The following is a 15,601-nucleotide window of genomic DNA, read 5'->3' as shown; positions in this document are numbered from 1 at the left end:
GTGTATTTTAAGCGAGTGCATGGTTGGTGAGAATGCATAGTACTAATTTATGAAGGTAGCCCGATATAATTATTTATTGAATAAAGTAGGTAAATACGTGTAAGAGCGTTAATCTTTTGAGTGCAGTAGCAATGCTGAATTTAGGTGGTACCACGGAAAATCCGTCCTATTTATATAGGATGGATTTTTTATTTTGACGATTAATGGAGGAATGAAGATGGAAACGAAATATAATCCACAGCAAGTTGAACAAGGACGTTATAAAGAATGGGTAGAAAAAGAATTATTTAAAGCAGAGAGTGATAGTCAGAAAAAGCCGTATACGATTGTGATTCCGCCACCAAACGTAACAGGTAAGTTACATATTGGACATGCCTGGGATACTACTTTACAGGATATTATTACGAGAATGAAACGTATGCAAGGCTATAACACATTATATTTACCAGGCATGGATCATGCTGGTATTGCAACTCAGGCAAAAGTAGAAGCTAAATTACGTGAACAAGGTATTAGCAGACATGATATTGGCCGTACTAAGTTTTTAGAGCATACGATGGAATGGAAAGAAGAATATGCAGGATTCATTCGTGAGCAGTGGGCGAAACTTGGTCTTGGTTTAGATTATTCTCGCGAACGTTTCACACTGGATGAAGGGTTAAGTGATGCTGTTAAAGAAGTGTTCGTTAAGATGTATGAGAAAGGTCTTATTTATCGTGGCGAGCGTATTATTAACTGGGATCCCGCTGCACGTACAGCTTTAAGTGATATTGAAGTTATTCATGAAGAGGTGGAAGGTGCTTTTTATCATATTAACTATCCTTTAGCTGATGGTTCAGGATTTATTGAAATTGCAACGACGCGTCCAGAGACGATGCTAGGCGATACAGCTGTCGTCGTTCATCCAGAAGATGAGCGTTATAAGCATATGATTGGTAAGAACGTTATTTTACCGATAATGGAACGTGAAATTCCTGTACTTGCAGATGAATATGTTGAAATGGACTTTGGAACTGGTGCAATGAAAGTGACACCTGCACACGATCCAAATGACTTTGAAATCGGAAACCGCCATAATTTAGAACGTATTAATGTGATGAATACTGATGGCTCAATCAATCAGTTAGGTGGCAAATATGAAGGTATGGATCGTTTCGAATGTCGTAAACAACTTATCGCTGACTTAAAGGAAAGCGGTGAACTCGTTAAAGTTGAACGTCATATGCATCAAGTCGGCCATTCTGAACGTAGTGGCGCAGTTGTAGAACCTTATCTTTCAACGCAATGGTTCGTTAAGATGGCACCACTTGCTGAGCAAGCATTAAACAATCAAAAAACAGACGGACGTATCGAATTCGTACCGAATCGTTTTGAAGGTACATTTAACCGTTGGATGGAAGGCATTCATGACTGGTGTATTTCTCGTCAGTTATGGTGGGGACACCAAATCCCAGCCTGGTATCATAATGAAACAGGTGAACTTTATGTAGGAAAAGAAGCGCCGGAAGATATTGAAAACTGGACGCAGGATGAAGACGTATTAGATACGTGGTTCTCAAGTGCACTTTGGCCATTCTCAACGCTTGGCTGGCCAGATACTGAGGCGATTGACTATAAAACATTTTATCCGACGAATGTACTCGTAACAGGGTATGATATTATATTCTTCTGGGTAGCGCGTATGATTTTTCAAGGATTAGAGTTTACGGGTAAACGTCCATTTGATGATGTGTTAATCCATGGATTAGTCCGTGCTGAAGATGGTCGCAAAATGAGTAAGTCATTAGGTAACGGTGTTGATCCAATGGATGTTATTGATCAGTATGGTGCTGACAGTTTACGTTACTTCTTGGCGACAGGTTCTTCACCAGGACAGGACTTACGTTACTCTACTGAAAAAGTTGAAGCGGCATGGAACTTCATCAACAAAATCTGGAATGCATCACGTTTCAGTTTAATGAATATCGGTGATGATTTCAAAGCTGAACATATTGACTTGTCTGGTAAGAAATCATTAGCAGATGAGTGGATTTTAACGCGCTTAAATGAAACAATCGCAGACGTTACACGTCTTGCAGAGAAGTATGAATTTGGTGAAGTAGGACGTGTGCTATATAACTTTATATGGGATGAATTCTGTGACTGGTACATCGAAATGAGTAAAATTCCGATGAACGGTGAAGATGAGACACAAAAACAAATGACACGCTCAGTATTAGCGTATACGCTTGATTCAATTATGCGTATGTTACATCCGTTTATGCCATTTGTAACAGAACGTATTTGGCAGAACTTACCAGTAACAGGTGATTCAATTGTTACTGCAAGCTGGCCGGTTGTTAAACCTGAGTTATCGAATGAACAGTCTAAACGTGATATGGAACAATTAATGGAAATTATTCGTGCCGTTCGTAATACGCGCAGTGAAGTAAATACGCCGATGAGCAAACAAATTCCGATGATGATTAAAACGAATTCTGAAGCAATTTCTAATCGACTTGAAACAGAACGTCCATTTATTGAACGCTTCTGTAATCCATCTGAATTAACGATTTCAACGGAAGTAGAAATTCCTGAAGAAGTTATTACGACAGCTGTAACAGGTGGGTCTGTCATTTTACCTTTAGAAGGTTTAATCGATATGGAAAAAGAAATCGCTCGTTTACAAAAAGAACTTGATAAATGGGAAAAAGAACTTGATCGCGTGAATAAGAAGTTAAGCAACGAAAAGTTTGTTTCTAAAGCACCTGAAAAAATCATAAACGAAGAAAAAGAGAAGCAGGCACTATATACAGAAAAATACAATAGTGTTCAGGAACGTCTAAACCAATTGAATAGGAAGTAATGACTATGAATTATTTAGAAAGTTTATATTGGATACACGAACGCTATAAATTCGGCATTAAACCTGGTGTTAAACGTATGGAATGGATGCTTGAACGTCTTGATAATCCTCAAAATAATATTAAAGGTATACATGTCGTCGGCACAAACGGGAAAGGTTCGACAGTCAGTTATTTAAAAAATGCACTACTTGCGAATCATTATGAAGTCGGCACATTTACAAGTCCTTATATTGAAACGTTCAATGAGCGTATCAGCTTAAACCGGAAACCGATTCTTGATGAAGAAATCGTAAAACTTGTTGAAATTGTAAAACCGATAAGCGAGCAGCTGGACATAGAAACTGACTTAGGAACTGCGACAGAGTTTGAAATTATTACGATGATGATGTTTGTTTATTTCGGACAACTGCGTCCTGTTGATTTTGTAATCATTGAAGCGGGTCTTGGCGCGAAACACGATTCAACGAATGTGTTCACTCCTGTAATGTCTGTATTAACATCTATCGGTTTAGATCACACGAATATTATTGGTGATACGTATGTTGATATTGCAAGGGAAAAATCGGGTGTAATAAAAGTTGGTGTACCACTCGTTTATGCAGTTAAAAACGAAGAAGCAAAAGCATTTATTAATCAAGTTGTGGCAGAAAAACATATTAAAGGGATTAAGCTTGGGCGTGATATACAAGTCGTCTCAAATAATAATGAATTCACGTTCCGATATAAAGATTATGAACTAGAAGCGATTGAGCTGAATATGATAGGTGCACACCAGCAGGAAAATGCAGCACTCGCACTCGCAACTTTGCTTGAAATGTATGACCGTGGCATGATTTTACTCAACTTTAATGATACCGTTAAAGCGATTGAAGATACGACATGGACAGGTAGAATTGAGAAAATTCAGGAGACACCGACGATCATACTGGATGGTGCGCACAATCTGGAATCGATTGAAGTACTTGTACAGACGATGCGACAATATTATCCAGACCGTAAAATTGATGTGTTATTCTCAGCAATTGATGGTAAGCCAATTGGACGCATGTTAAAATCACTTGAAGAAATTAGCGAACATTTTTACGTTACGACATTTGATTTCCCGAAAGCATTACCACTTGATACTTTATATGAAAGTGTAGAACATGATAAGCGTATTAAAGTTAAAGATTATGCAGACTTTATTAAAAATTATGACGGTGATTTATTGCTCGTGACCGGAAGCTTGTATTTTATTAGTGCAGTGAAAGACAAATTAAAAAAATAATATACTGAACCGACTGTTTAATACGTTTAAACAGTCGGCTTTTTTAGTAATAAATTTCTAAAAATTTTGAATGTTTTAAAGTGAATAGGGAATATAGTATTCAAAAGGGAGGAAATTTATATGAAAAAGCAGTTAAAAATGCCGCATACATACTTGCTATTACTGTTCATCGTATGTTTTGCGGCTTTTATGACGTATATCATTCCGGCTGGTGAATTTGACCGTAAAGAAGTGGATAACCGAACAGAAGTAATAAATGGATCCTATCATGAAGTGGCGCAGCATCCCGTTGATTTTATTGATATTTTCCGCGCGGTCCCAAATGGATTAATCGAAGGTGCGGAAATCATTTTCTATATCTTTATTGTAGGTGGTGCTTTCGGTGTTATTCATCGCACAGATGCAATTACTACAGGTGTCAATAGTTTGATGAATCGTGTCGGACATCACGGAAAATGGCTCATACCAATAACGATGACATTGTTCAGTGTATTAGGGTTTTCAATTGGATTAAGTGAAGAGACGATTATTTTTGTACCGATTGGTATAGCGCTTGCGACAGCTCTTGGTTATGATGCGATGGTTGGTGCAGCAATGATTGCACTCGGAGCTGGCATTGGTTTTCTTGGGGGAATGTTAAATCCATTTACAGTAGGGATTGCGCAGTCCATTGCTGAAGTACCGCTCTTTTCTGGTTGGGGATATCGTACTATCATCTATTTAATTGTACTTATTACAGGTATATTATATGTGATGCGTTATGCGAATAAAGTGAAGAAGTATCCGGAAAAAAGTTTATTACATGACATTGATGTAGAAGAACGCCGTACGATGGATGATGATGTCCTTGATACGAAGTTTGATTCGTTCAGAAAGCGTCATGCAGTAATATTAATTATATTGACGCTTACGATTGTAATTAATGTATACGGTATATTTAAGTATGGATGGTTTTTAACTGAAATGAGTGCGAACTTTCTTATTATGGGAATCATCGTCGGCCTCGTAGGAGGACTAGGTGTTAACGGTACGTTTGATGCACTATTAGCGGGTATGAAAGATATATTATTCGGCGCTATGATTGTTGGTTTTGCTAAAGCAATTGTTGTCGTGCTCTCGTCGGGTAAAATTATCGATACGATTGTGTATTATATGACAGATTTCATTGATCATTTACCGGCCGCATTTTCTGTTGTGGCAATGTTATTAACGCAGCTCGTACTAAACTTCTTTATTCCATCTGGTTCTGGACAGGCGATGACGACGATGCCAATTATGGTACCAATAAGTGATCTTTTAGGCATTAACCGTCAAATTGCAGTATTAGCGTTTCAATATGGAGATGCGATCAGTAACAATATTATTCCGACAAGTGCGAGTTTAATGGGCTTATTAGCTGTTGCAGGTATCCCATATAATAAATGGTTGAAGTTTGTGTGGAAAATTTCATTATTGTGGCTTGTCATTTGTCTGACTGGACTCATCATTTATATGTATGTATAAATATTTAAAAATCATATCAAAATTAAAAAACTGCATGAATTTTATGCAGTTTTTTAATTTTGGTTATTATATTTTTTAATTACTGTATTAAAATACACACTATTTTTAAAAAACGCGTTTTTTACAGATTAATAACTTTAATATATATTAATTGTGGAAGCGAGGTGAGTTATGGAAATTATAATGTTTTCACTTGGTGCAATAATGAGTTCATTTATGTGCTGTTTAACAGAAAATGATTTTTTTAATCGACGTTCTCGGTGTAATCAATGCAAACATACGCTATCTTTTTATGACCTTTTCCCTGTAATTTCTTATATTTTATTGCGAGGGCGCTGCCGATACTGCAAACATCCGATACCTTTTCATTTATTTTTAAGTGAACTACTGATGGGATTATTATTTATCTATATTATGTCAATACAACTTCCAATACATTTCATTACAGTCATTACGATAACAATCTTTCTAATCCCGCTATCAATTATTGATACTAAGACTTTTACAATCCCGAATGTATTATTACATCTTCTTTTTTTCAGTCTATTATTCACATACTTATATTTATTTACTTTTCAGAATGAAATGATTTCCGTTATTACAATAGGTGACATTATTACGAAGCTCATTGTTATATTGTTGTTACACATTTTTTATTATTTAACGAAAAGTATCGGTTATGGTGATATTAAACTTTTTGTTATCCTCTTATTGTTCTTACCTGTACCGTATTTTATTGCGATGTTTTTTATGACGTATTTAATTGGAGGTTTTGCAAGTATTTGTTTTTTAATATACAAAAAACGTGTTAAAAAAATACCGCTCGTTCCTTTTATTACGACTAGTTTTCTCATCGTTTTACAGCTATACCGCGACATTCAGATTATATATTTTGGAGGATTTATATAATGCATATGATTGCTTTAGAAAGTGATAAACCGCGTGAACGATTATTATCTCATGGTGCAGCACAACTGACGAATCAGGAATTATTGTCACTCATTATTGGCAGCGGTGTGCGAGATGAAAGTGTTTATATGGTTGCGAACAAGTTACTGCACCATACAGGAAGTATTAAAGAATTAAGATACATGACATTTCAGGAGCTTATCGCGATTAAAGGGATTGGTGAAAAAAAAGCAGCATTAATACTTGCTGTAGTGGAACTCGGTATACGTATGCATTCTATTCCGAGCGATCCTCGATTGAAAATAAAGTCTCCGGGATGTGCAGCCAACTTATTAATGGAACGTATGCGTTACATGACGCAGGAGCATTTCGTCGTGTTATCACTTAATACGAAAAATATGGTTATTTATGAATCTACGATATTTATCGGATCATTAAATGCATCGATTGTTCATCCAAGGGAAGTCTTCAAAGAAGCGGTTAAACGAAGTGCTGCATCTATTATTATCGTACATAATCATCCGTCTGGTGATCCTGAGCCGAGTTATGAAGATATAGAAGCAACAAGACGACTGATTAAATGCGGAGAATTATTTGGAATCGATGTTCTGGACCATATTATTATTGGTGATGGCAATTTTGTCAGTATAAAGGAAAAGGGGATACTTTAATGGGATTAGACATGTATTTTTATGTTGAGGAAATGTCTACGAAAGAATTGATTGAATTTGCATATTATCGTAAGTTCAATGCTTTACATGGATACTTTGATAAGAAATATAAGCTGGATAATCCAGGACGATGTGAAGTGACGGAATTCGACTTGCATTATTTGATGAATGCAGTAAGAGAAATTCACTCAAGTCCTGAACGCGCACCAAAAATATTACCGTACTATACTGGACCGTTTTTCGGATCGTATGAATATGGTGATATTTATTTTGAGTACATGTTTCAGTTGCACAGAGATTTAAAGCGTCTCATAACACTTGACCGTTCAAAGTACCGTATAATTTATCAAGCTGATTATTAATTTATCTCGAAAAACGAAATTTATTAGTATAAACTATTGAAATTTTCTGAAGATTAAATTATGATTAACATAACTTATAAGGAAAGGAGGAAAATACAATGAACAAATTACGTTATTTCGTAACATTGCAGGACAAATCTAATATTTTCCTCCCGGCATACATGTCAGTGTAATTGCAGGGAGATCTCTCTCTGAATATAAGGCGCACACGCTTTCATTTAAGGAGGTGTGTGCTTTTTTATATTCAAAGAGAAAGGAGATGAATTATGTTTAGTGTTTTATGGAAATTAGGTTGGTTTTTTAAGCAGGAGAAAAAACGTTATATTATTGCAATAATCGTATTGCTCATTGCAAATGTTGTGGAAATTATTCCGCCATGGCTAATCGGGCAGACGATAGATGCTGTCAATTTAAAATCGATGACAGAAGATAAATTTAAGTTTATTCTCATCGTTTTCTCAGTAACGATTATATTAAGTTATGTGATTAACTTTTTATGGCGCTACTTATTATTTAATGGGTCTCAGTTGTTAGAAAGTATGATGCGCAGAAAATTGATGGCAAAGTTTTTGACGATGAGCCCGAGCTTTTATGAACAGAACAGAACTGGAGATTTAATGGCGAAAGCGACGAATGATCTAAGTGCAATCAGAATGACTGTCGGTTTCGGTATATTAACTTTAGTTGATAGTACGACTTACATGATTACGATTATTGCAACAATGGCGGTGCTCATTTCATGGAAACTGACGCTTGTTGCATTAATACCGTTACCACTATTAGCATATATTGAGCAGCGTCTCGGTAAGATGATTCATGAGCGATATACGGTGAGTCAGAATGCATTCGGTGATATGAATGACAGTGTACTTGAATCAATTGAAGGTATACGCGTATCGAAAGCTTTCGCGCAGGAAGAACATTTGAATCATCGATTTAAAGCGATGACAAGTGAAGTCGTTCAAAAATTTATTCATGTAGAAAAGCTTGATGCTTTATTTAAACCTGTAACAATTATCATTACGGCATTAAGTTTTGTTATTGCTTTAGGCTACGGAAGTTTACTCGTTAATAAAGGTGAAATTACAGTCGGTGAATTAATTTCATTCAACGTATACTTAAACATGCTCGTTTGGCCAATGTTTGCAATTGGCATGTTATTTAATATTATGCAACGCGGTAATGCATCTTTAGACCGTGTTATGGAAACGCTTGATGCAGATGATATAATGGTTGATCCAGTCGATCATATCGTACCAGATGATCATAATGTTACGTTCAGTCGTGTAACATTCCAGTATCCAACGAGTGAATCGATTAACTTAACAGATGTGAATATTAAGCTCGATACGGGCGAGACACTCGGTATCGTCGGCCCAACGGGAAGTGGTAAGACAACGCTCATAAAGCAAATATTAAAAGAATATCCACTCGGTAACGGTTCTATCACAATCGGTGATATTCATTTAAATCACCTTACAAGAAAAGAAGTGCGAGATAAAATCGGTTATGTCTCTCAGGAAAATATATTATTTTCAAGAACGGTTCGAGAAAATATTAAATTCGGAAAAGAGGATGCTACTGAGTCGGAAATTGCAGAAGCAATACGTCTGGCGAATTTTACTGAAGATGTGAAACGATTGCCTCAGGGGCTTGATACTTTAGTAGGTGAGAAGGGAATCGCAATTTCCGGTGGTCAGAAGCAGCGTATCTCAATCGCGCGTGCAATGATTAAAAATCCGGACATATTGATTCTTGATGACTCTCTTAGTGCAGTAGATGCAAAGACGGAAACAGCAATTATTAACAATATTCAATCAGAAAGACTAGGAAAGACGACGATAATCTCTACACATCGCTTGTCTGCAGTACAACATGCAGATCATATCGTCGTGCTGCATGACGGTATTATTATTCAGGAAGGTACACATCAGGAACTTATCGCTCAGGATGGATGGTACAAGCAACAATTTAACAGACAACAGTTAGGAGGTGTATCGTAATGAGTACAACGAAACGTCTCTTAAAGGAAGCATTAAAAGAACGACGTCGTTTTATAATCGGGTTTATTATTTTGTTCTTTGCCGTTGCAGCAGAACTTATCGGGCCGGTTATCGGGATGCGTATTATTGATGATCATATTAAAACGGCGGGCGAATATATTAATATGATACCTATTTATAAATTGCTTGCTGTATATTTTATAATCGCAATAATATATGCAGTACTCAGTTATTATCAGACGTTAGTGTTTCAGACAGCAGGTTCAAATGTTATTAAGCATTTACGAACGAATTTATTTGAACATATTCAGAAATTACCGATTAAGTACTTCGATAATTTGCCAGCCGGTAAAGTTGTTGCGAGAATTACGAATGATACACAGACGATATTAGAACTGTTTACAGTTATGTTACCGACTTATATCGCAGGATTTACAAATATTATCGGTATTATAATCGTGATTTTCTTCTTTAACGTAAAAGTAGGGTTCGTCGCATTAATAGTAGTACCATTATTATTTTTCTGGCTGATGTTCTATCGTAAAATTTCAGACCGATATAACCATATTGTTCGTGAACGTAACAGTGATATGAATGCGATGCTGAATGAATCGATTAATGGGATGACGATGATACAGGCATTTAACCAGGAAGAAAAAATTAAAGCAGAATATGATGCGTTGAATAGAGAGTACTTAAAAAACTATGAGCGTATCATTAAATTAGACTCATTGACGAGTCACAACTTAATGGGAATCATTCGTTCAGGCGTGTTTTTAATAATGATCTATATATTCGGGCAATCATTTTTATCACAGCAGGCCACATTAACAGCAGGGATGATGTATGTTCTCGTTGATTATTTGACACGTTTATTCAACCCGATGTTTAATATCGTGAATCAGCTGAATGTACTTGAACAAGCCCGTGTATCAAGTAACAGAGTGTTTGAAATGATGGATGAAACACCTGAGCCGATTGAAAAAGATACAATTAATATAACGAACGGTGACGTTGTATTTGATAATGTATCATTTGGTTATAAACCAAATGAGCCCGTACTGAAAAATATTAATATTCATGCTCTACCTGGCCAGACAATCGGACTTGTTGGGCATACCGGTTCTGGAAAGAGTTCAATTATGAACTTGCTCTTCAGATTTTATGATCCGACATCTGGTAAAATTATGATTGATGGCATTGATACATCTACAGTGACGAAATCATCAATGAGAGAAGGTATGGGTATTGTATTGCAGGACCCATATTTATATACGGGTACAATTTTAAGTAATATTACACTCGGTGACGCGAGAATCAGTCGTGACGTTGCAGAACAAGCTTTAATGCGTGTCGGTGGGCATCGTGTGCTGCAGTCGTTAGAACAAGGCATCGATACACCTGTAGTAGAAAGAGGCGCAACACTATCCAGTGGTCAGCGACAGCTTATTTCGTTTGCAAGAGCACTTGCATTTAACCCTAAAATTTTAATATTGGATGAAGCGACAGCGAGCATTGACTCTGAAACAGAAGCGATGATTCAAGAAGCAATGGATGTGCTGAAGGAAGGAAGAACGACATTTATGATCGCGCACAGGTTGTCTACGATAAAGCAGGCGGATCAAATTATCGTTCTTGATATAGGGGAAATTATTGAACATGGAAATCATGAGGAACTGATTGCACTGAATGGCCAATATGCTAAAATGTATGCATTACAGTCAGGAAGGTCATGATATGTTACAAATCGTTAAGATGGATGAAGATAAGGCAAGTGAAATCAGTAATTGGGATTTTGGAACAGAATATGAATACTATAACCTGAATGGCGAACGTCATGCCATTCAGGTATTTTTAAATGGTCATTATTATGCTGTATTAAAAGGTGACGATTTGTTTGGATTTTTCTGTGATGGTGATGAAGCACAAATAGAGATGATGCCAGAACAATCACATACGCTGGATATCGGGTTTGCTTTAAATCCTGTTTATATCGGGTCAGGATACGGAAGGGCGTTTATTCGTATGATTATGCGATTTTATTATGATACAGCTGGTGTACATACATTCCGTCTGACAGTTGCTAAATTTAATGAGAGGGCAATTCATCTGTATATTGCGCTTGGCTTTAAGTTTGTTCGTGAAATAACGATGATTGAAGACGGAACAGTTCATATATTTTTTGTGATGGAACATCAATTCAATCTAAAGACGGATGAACAAATGGACGACTTCATATATAGTTATAACTGAAAGTAGGGGAATGAAGTGTTCAAGTTCATAAAAATGATCATTAAATTAATATTAATTGTAATTGTTTGTATCGTTATTTATTTCGTTGTGCAGTTAAATCCTTTTCAGCATCATTCTGATGTACAAGAGACAAATCAGGCAGCTGCAACATATACTTTAGAGGATAATGCATTATTTCGTAATATTCCGTTATCACAAGTAAAAACGGCATTTAACTTTATGGATAAAAGTGAATTTATGGCCGTTTCAGGCTTATCTTTAATGGGATATAACGATGAATATCTCGCTGGTAAACGTGGTGATCAATATATACTGTATAAGTTCGGGGATTCCCAAGTTCTTGTTTTTAATGATGAAAGCTCATTACAGCAAGCATTGTTAGATAAAAATCAGCACATTGAATTAAAAGATATTTCTTCATATTAATGTTATATTGAGTAAAGGATAGGGACATCCTATTCTTTTTATTTTTATGGAGGTATATTAGTGAAGCGATTTTTTTATTTTTATGTAGTTGTTTTATGCATGCTGTTAACAGCATGTAGTAATACACATTCAATCGAAAGTGAACAAAATTCTACGCTTTCAGTGAAACCACTGAAACAAATAGATTTTACATATTATTATTTAAACCAGCTATCGCTGGATGAAAAAATTGCGCAAATGATGCTGTTAGGATTCGATGGTACAGATTATAACGCTACATTGAAGCAATATCAGAACAAAAATGTTGGCGGTGTTATTCTATTTAAACGCAATATCACCAATACACCTCAAGTGAGGCAGTTAACTTCATCACTGAATGAATCGACGCAACGATTACCAATGTTTATCGGTATTGATCAGGAAGGCGGCGTTGTTAATCGTTTACCAGCTTCTGTTCAAAATATTGAAAGTGCATATGAAATCGGGTTAACAAATGATCTGGACTATAGTTTTAGTCGAGGTAAATATGTTGGCGATGCTGTAAAAGCGCACGGCTTTAACCTTGACTTTGCACCAGTGCTGGACATATGGAGTAATCCAAATAATAAAGTCATCGGTAATAGAAGTTTCGGAACAGATGCAAAAGCTGTTACTCGGATGAGTGATGCTTTTAAAAGAGGAATCAACAGTGCAGGTGTTATTACGAGTGGGAAACACTTTCCTGGTCATGGTGCTACGGTGACAGATAGTCATGTTGCACTACCGGTCAGCAATAAAAATTTAAGCGAGCTTGAAGCATCTGAGCTTATCCCATTTAAATATCAGATTGATAAAAAGATTGATATGATGATGATCAGTCATATTCTATACCCTGAAATAGACCGTCAAAATCCCGCATCATTAAGTAATCGAATCGTTGATGATATATTAAAAGACAAGTTAAATTATAATGGTGTAATTATTACAGATGACTTAAGTATGGGTGCAATAACGAATCAGTATGATCTGAATACGGCAGTTGTGCGTGCTATTCAGGCAGGAGAGACGATGGTGTTAATTGGCAGTCATGTTGGAGATGTCGATGCTTTAATCCATTCAGTTAAAGCGGCAGTAAGAGATGGGAAGATAGACGAAAAAATAATTGACGAAAATAATGAAAAAATAATCAGATTAAAGCTTAAATATGGTATCTTATAATATATTGAATATTCTATAACGAGGTGTTAACTTTGCCTAACTTTTATAAAAGAAATAAATTAGTCTTTATGCTCTTTGGACTAATTGTGTTTATCGTACTAGTAGGTGTATCGGTGCGAGAACGAACGACTACAACAGCAGAATCATTTGCAGGTGATACAGTTGCAGCTGGACAGCGCGTTGTTTCATATCCTGCGATGTTTATTACGACGAATTTCGCAAACGTTGTCAATATGTGGGATGCGAATGAAGAAAACAAGAAATTAAAGGAAAAGATTAAAGGATTCGCACAAGTAGAGGCGGATAATTATAGACTCGAGAAAGAAAATCAGGAATTACGCCAGGCGTTAAAGACAGAAAGCATTGCTGAATATGAACCAGAAATTTCAACAGTTATTAGCCGCAACCATGATCAATGGATGAATACGATGGTAATCAATAAAGGAAAAGCTACTGGCTTTAAAGAAAATATGGCAGTAATAACGACTGAAGGCTTAGTTGGAAGATTAAAGAAAGTGAATCAGTATTCTGCTCAAGTTGAAATGATTACATCCAGTGTTAAAGCAAGTAAAATTAGTGTCACATTACAACAGGACAGTGAAGAAATCTTCGGTATGGTTGACCACTTTGATGATAAGAAAAATTTACTTGTCATTTCAGATATTGATAATAACGTAAAAGTAAAATCAGGTACGAAAGTTGTAACGAGTGGTCTTGGTGGACAATTTCCAAAAGGTATATTAATCGGTAAAGTAAAAAAAGTTGAAAATGATGAATACGGTTTAAGTCAGATTGCATATATCGAAACGAGTGCAGACTTAAAAGGGTTAACGCATGTATATGTTGCTAAAAAAAGCCCGAAAGCAGTTTCGCTTGAAGGAAGTGGCGAGTAATGCAGGTAATGATTTATCCGGTTATCGCAATTATATTGCTTTTACTCAATAATTTAATCACTACATATGTGCCGCTACGTATTTTTCAAACGGATTTGTATTTCATACCACATTTACTTCTGATTTATTTATTGATACTTACCGTTTACAAAAACCCTAAAATTGCGCTTATACTAAGTATCTTTACAGGTATTTTATGCGACGTTTATCTTGGTAATATATATGGATTGTATACATTTGGTTTTATTATTTCAGTATTACTTATGGATCAGTTGTTTAAAGTTTTCTATAAAGATATTATGATGATGATTGTATTGTTATTATTCTTTGTTATGCTGTTTGAACATTTTATGTTTATTATTATGAAGATTCTCGGTTTTATTAGTACCGGGTACTTCACGTTTATATTGACACATTTAGTTCCGACGCTTTTACTTAATTTTTTATTTATCGTTATCGTATTTCCGTTACTGCTTAAATTATTAGATAAATATTCAAATTAGAAATTGACTATTAGTAATACAAATGATATTATATTGAAGTTGAGTAGTTTCAGGCTACATACAACCGCACAACTTTGGGTTTAAGTGAGCAATCCACCTGAAGATGGCGTGACTTATAAATAATAGGAGGTGCAAGTATGTTTGCAATTATTGAAACTGGTGGAAAACAATTAAAAGTTGAGCAAGGTCAAGAAATCTGGGTTGAGAAATTAAACGCAGAAGAAGGTTCAACATTCACGTTTGATCAAGTATTAATGGTTGGTGGAGAAACAGTTAAAGTTGGTTCACCTGTAGTTGAAGGTGCTACTGTTACAGCGAAAGTTGAAAAACACGGTCGCGGTAAAAAAATCACTGTATTCAAATACAAACCAAAGAAAAACTACAAACGTAAACAAGGTCATCGTCAACCATACACGAAATTAGTTATTGAAGCGATTAACGCGTAATGATTAATGTGAACGTCTTCGTCAATGACGAAGGGCAAGTTACTGAGTTTACTATGGAAGGTCATGCAGATAGCGCACCACATGGACAAGATCTTGTTTGTGCAGGAGCATCGGCAGTCGTATTCGGTAGTATGAACGCAGTATTAGGTTTGACGGATGAAAGACCGGACATTGATTATGCAGATGATGGTGGTTACTTTACTGCAAGGGTTGTAGATCTGAACAATAAAGAAGCACAACTCATTATTCAGGCAATGCTCGTGTCACTACAGACGATTGAAGCAGAATACGGACAGTATATAAAATTAAATTATAAGTGAGG

At 35.9% G+C, this 15,601-nt stretch carries 15 protein-coding genes, 1 pseudogene and 2 other annotated features (1 of these 18 running past the window's edge); all 16 genes and pseudogenes read left to right on the top strand.

Annotated elements, in window-relative coordinates; translation table 11 throughout:
* Positions 1-172: a binding site (T-box leader), on the top strand (it extends 30 nt beyond the left edge of the window).
* Positions 173-211: 39 nt separating this feature from the next.
* The 16 genes and pseudogenes from LAU42_RS06985 to LAU42_RS06915 all read left to right on the top strand — a co-directional run bounded on the left by LAU42_RS06985 (position 212) and on the right by LAU42_RS06915 (position 15,599).
* Positions 212-2,845, top strand: a complete 2,634-nt coding sequence (locus LAU42_RS06985) for a valine--tRNA ligase (RefSeq protein ID WP_224184771.1) — start codon at positions 212-214, stop codon at positions 2,843-2,845.
* Positions 2,846-2,850: 5 nt separating this feature from the next.
* Positions 2,851-4,113, top strand: a complete 1,263-nt coding sequence (locus tag LAU42_RS06980) for a bifunctional folylpolyglutamate synthase/dihydrofolate synthase (protein WP_224182910.1) — start codon at positions 2,851-2,853, stop codon at positions 4,111-4,113.
* Positions 4,114-4,233: 120 nt separating this feature from the next.
* The gene (locus tag LAU42_RS06975; RefSeq protein WP_224182909.1) at positions 4,234-5,616 is read left to right on the top strand and encodes a YfcC family protein; all 1,383 of its coding nucleotides are present in this window, start codon (positions 4,234-4,236) and stop codon (positions 5,614-5,616) included.
* Positions 5,617-5,787: 171 nt separating this feature from the next.
* Positions 5,788-6,021 (top strand): annotated as a pseudogene (locus LAU42_RS11980) (prepilin peptidase); the annotation flags it as partial.
* A 9-nt stretch (positions 6,022-6,030) separates the two neighbouring features.
* On the top strand, positions 6,031-6,525 hold the full coding sequence (locus LAU42_RS06970) for a prepilin peptidase (RefSeq protein ID WP_241426516.1): 495 nt from the start codon (positions 6,031-6,033) through the stop codon (positions 6,523-6,525).
* A complete protein-coding gene (gene radC, locus LAU42_RS06965; protein WP_224182908.1) occupies positions 6,525-7,196 on the top strand; it encodes a RadC family protein in 672 nt (223 codons plus the stop codon). Before LAU42_RS06970 ends, radC begins: the two co-directional genes overlap by 1 nt.
* On the top strand, positions 7,196-7,558 hold the full coding sequence (locus tag LAU42_RS06960; protein WP_224182907.1) for a hypothetical protein: 363 nt from the start codon (positions 7,196-7,198) through the stop codon (positions 7,556-7,558). The genes radC and LAU42_RS06960 overlap by 1 nt, the downstream gene beginning before the upstream one ends.
* Before the next feature lie 266 nt (positions 7,559-7,824).
* On the top strand, positions 7,825-9,561 hold the full coding sequence (locus LAU42_RS06955; RefSeq protein ID WP_224182906.1) for an ABC transporter ATP-binding protein: 1,737 nt from the start codon (positions 7,825-7,827) through the stop codon (positions 9,559-9,561).
* The gene (locus LAU42_RS06950; protein ID WP_224182905.1) at positions 9,561-11,297 is read left to right on the top strand and encodes an ABC transporter ATP-binding protein; all 1,737 of its coding nucleotides are present in this window, start codon (positions 9,561-9,563) and stop codon (positions 11,295-11,297) included. The genes LAU42_RS06955 and LAU42_RS06950 overlap by 1 nt, the downstream gene beginning before the upstream one ends.
* A gap of 1 nt (position 11,298) precedes the next feature.
* A complete protein-coding gene (locus tag LAU42_RS06945) occupies positions 11,299-11,814 on the top strand; it encodes a GNAT family N-acetyltransferase (protein WP_224182904.1) in 516 nt (171 codons plus the stop codon).
* A gap of 33 nt (positions 11,815-11,847) precedes the next feature.
* Positions 11,848-12,240, top strand: a complete 393-nt coding sequence (locus LAU42_RS06940; RefSeq protein WP_224182903.1) for a DUF4930 family protein — start codon at positions 11,848-11,850, stop codon at positions 12,238-12,240.
* Positions 12,241-12,300: 60 nt separating this feature from the next.
* Entirely contained in the window at positions 12,301-13,437 is a 1,137-nt protein-coding gene (gene nagZ / locus LAU42_RS06935; protein WP_224182902.1) for a beta-N-acetylhexosaminidase, read from the top strand.
* A 23-nt stretch (positions 13,438-13,460) separates the two neighbouring features.
* Positions 13,461-14,330 (top strand): rod shape-determining protein MreC, encoded by an 870-nt coding sequence (gene mreC / locus LAU42_RS06930; RefSeq protein ID WP_338147525.1) that lies wholly within the window; start codon positions 13,461-13,463, stop codon positions 14,328-14,330.
* Positions 14,330-14,833 (top strand): rod shape-determining protein MreD, encoded by a 504-nt coding sequence (gene mreD, locus LAU42_RS06925; protein WP_224182900.1) that lies wholly within the window; start codon positions 14,330-14,332, stop codon positions 14,831-14,833. Before mreC ends, mreD begins: the two co-directional genes overlap by 1 nt.
* A 52-nt stretch (positions 14,834-14,885) precedes the next feature.
* Positions 14,886-14,957, top strand: a sequence feature (ribosomal protein L21 leader region).
* A 13-nt stretch (positions 14,958-14,970) separates the two neighbouring features.
* Entirely contained in the window at positions 14,971-15,279 is a 309-nt protein-coding gene (gene rplU, locus LAU42_RS06920) for a 50S ribosomal protein L21 (protein ID WP_012657190.1), read from the top strand.
* Positions 15,279-15,599 carry a ribosomal-processing cysteine protease Prp gene (locus LAU42_RS06915; RefSeq protein ID WP_224182899.1) on the top strand — a complete coding sequence of 107 codons (321 nt, stop codon included), beginning with the start codon at positions 15,279-15,281 and terminating at the stop codon, positions 15,597-15,599. The genes rplU and LAU42_RS06915 overlap by 1 nt, the downstream gene beginning before the upstream one ends.
* Positions 15,600-15,601 lie beyond the last annotated feature (2 nt).

The organism is Macrococcus armenti (genome assembly GCF_020097135.1).
Taxonomy (GTDB): domain Bacteria; phylum Bacillota; class Bacilli; order Staphylococcales; family Staphylococcaceae; genus Macrococcoides; species Macrococcoides armenti.
The sequence above is the reverse complement of the archived record's forward strand: the minus strand, read 5'-3'. Positions and strand labels throughout refer to the sequence as shown.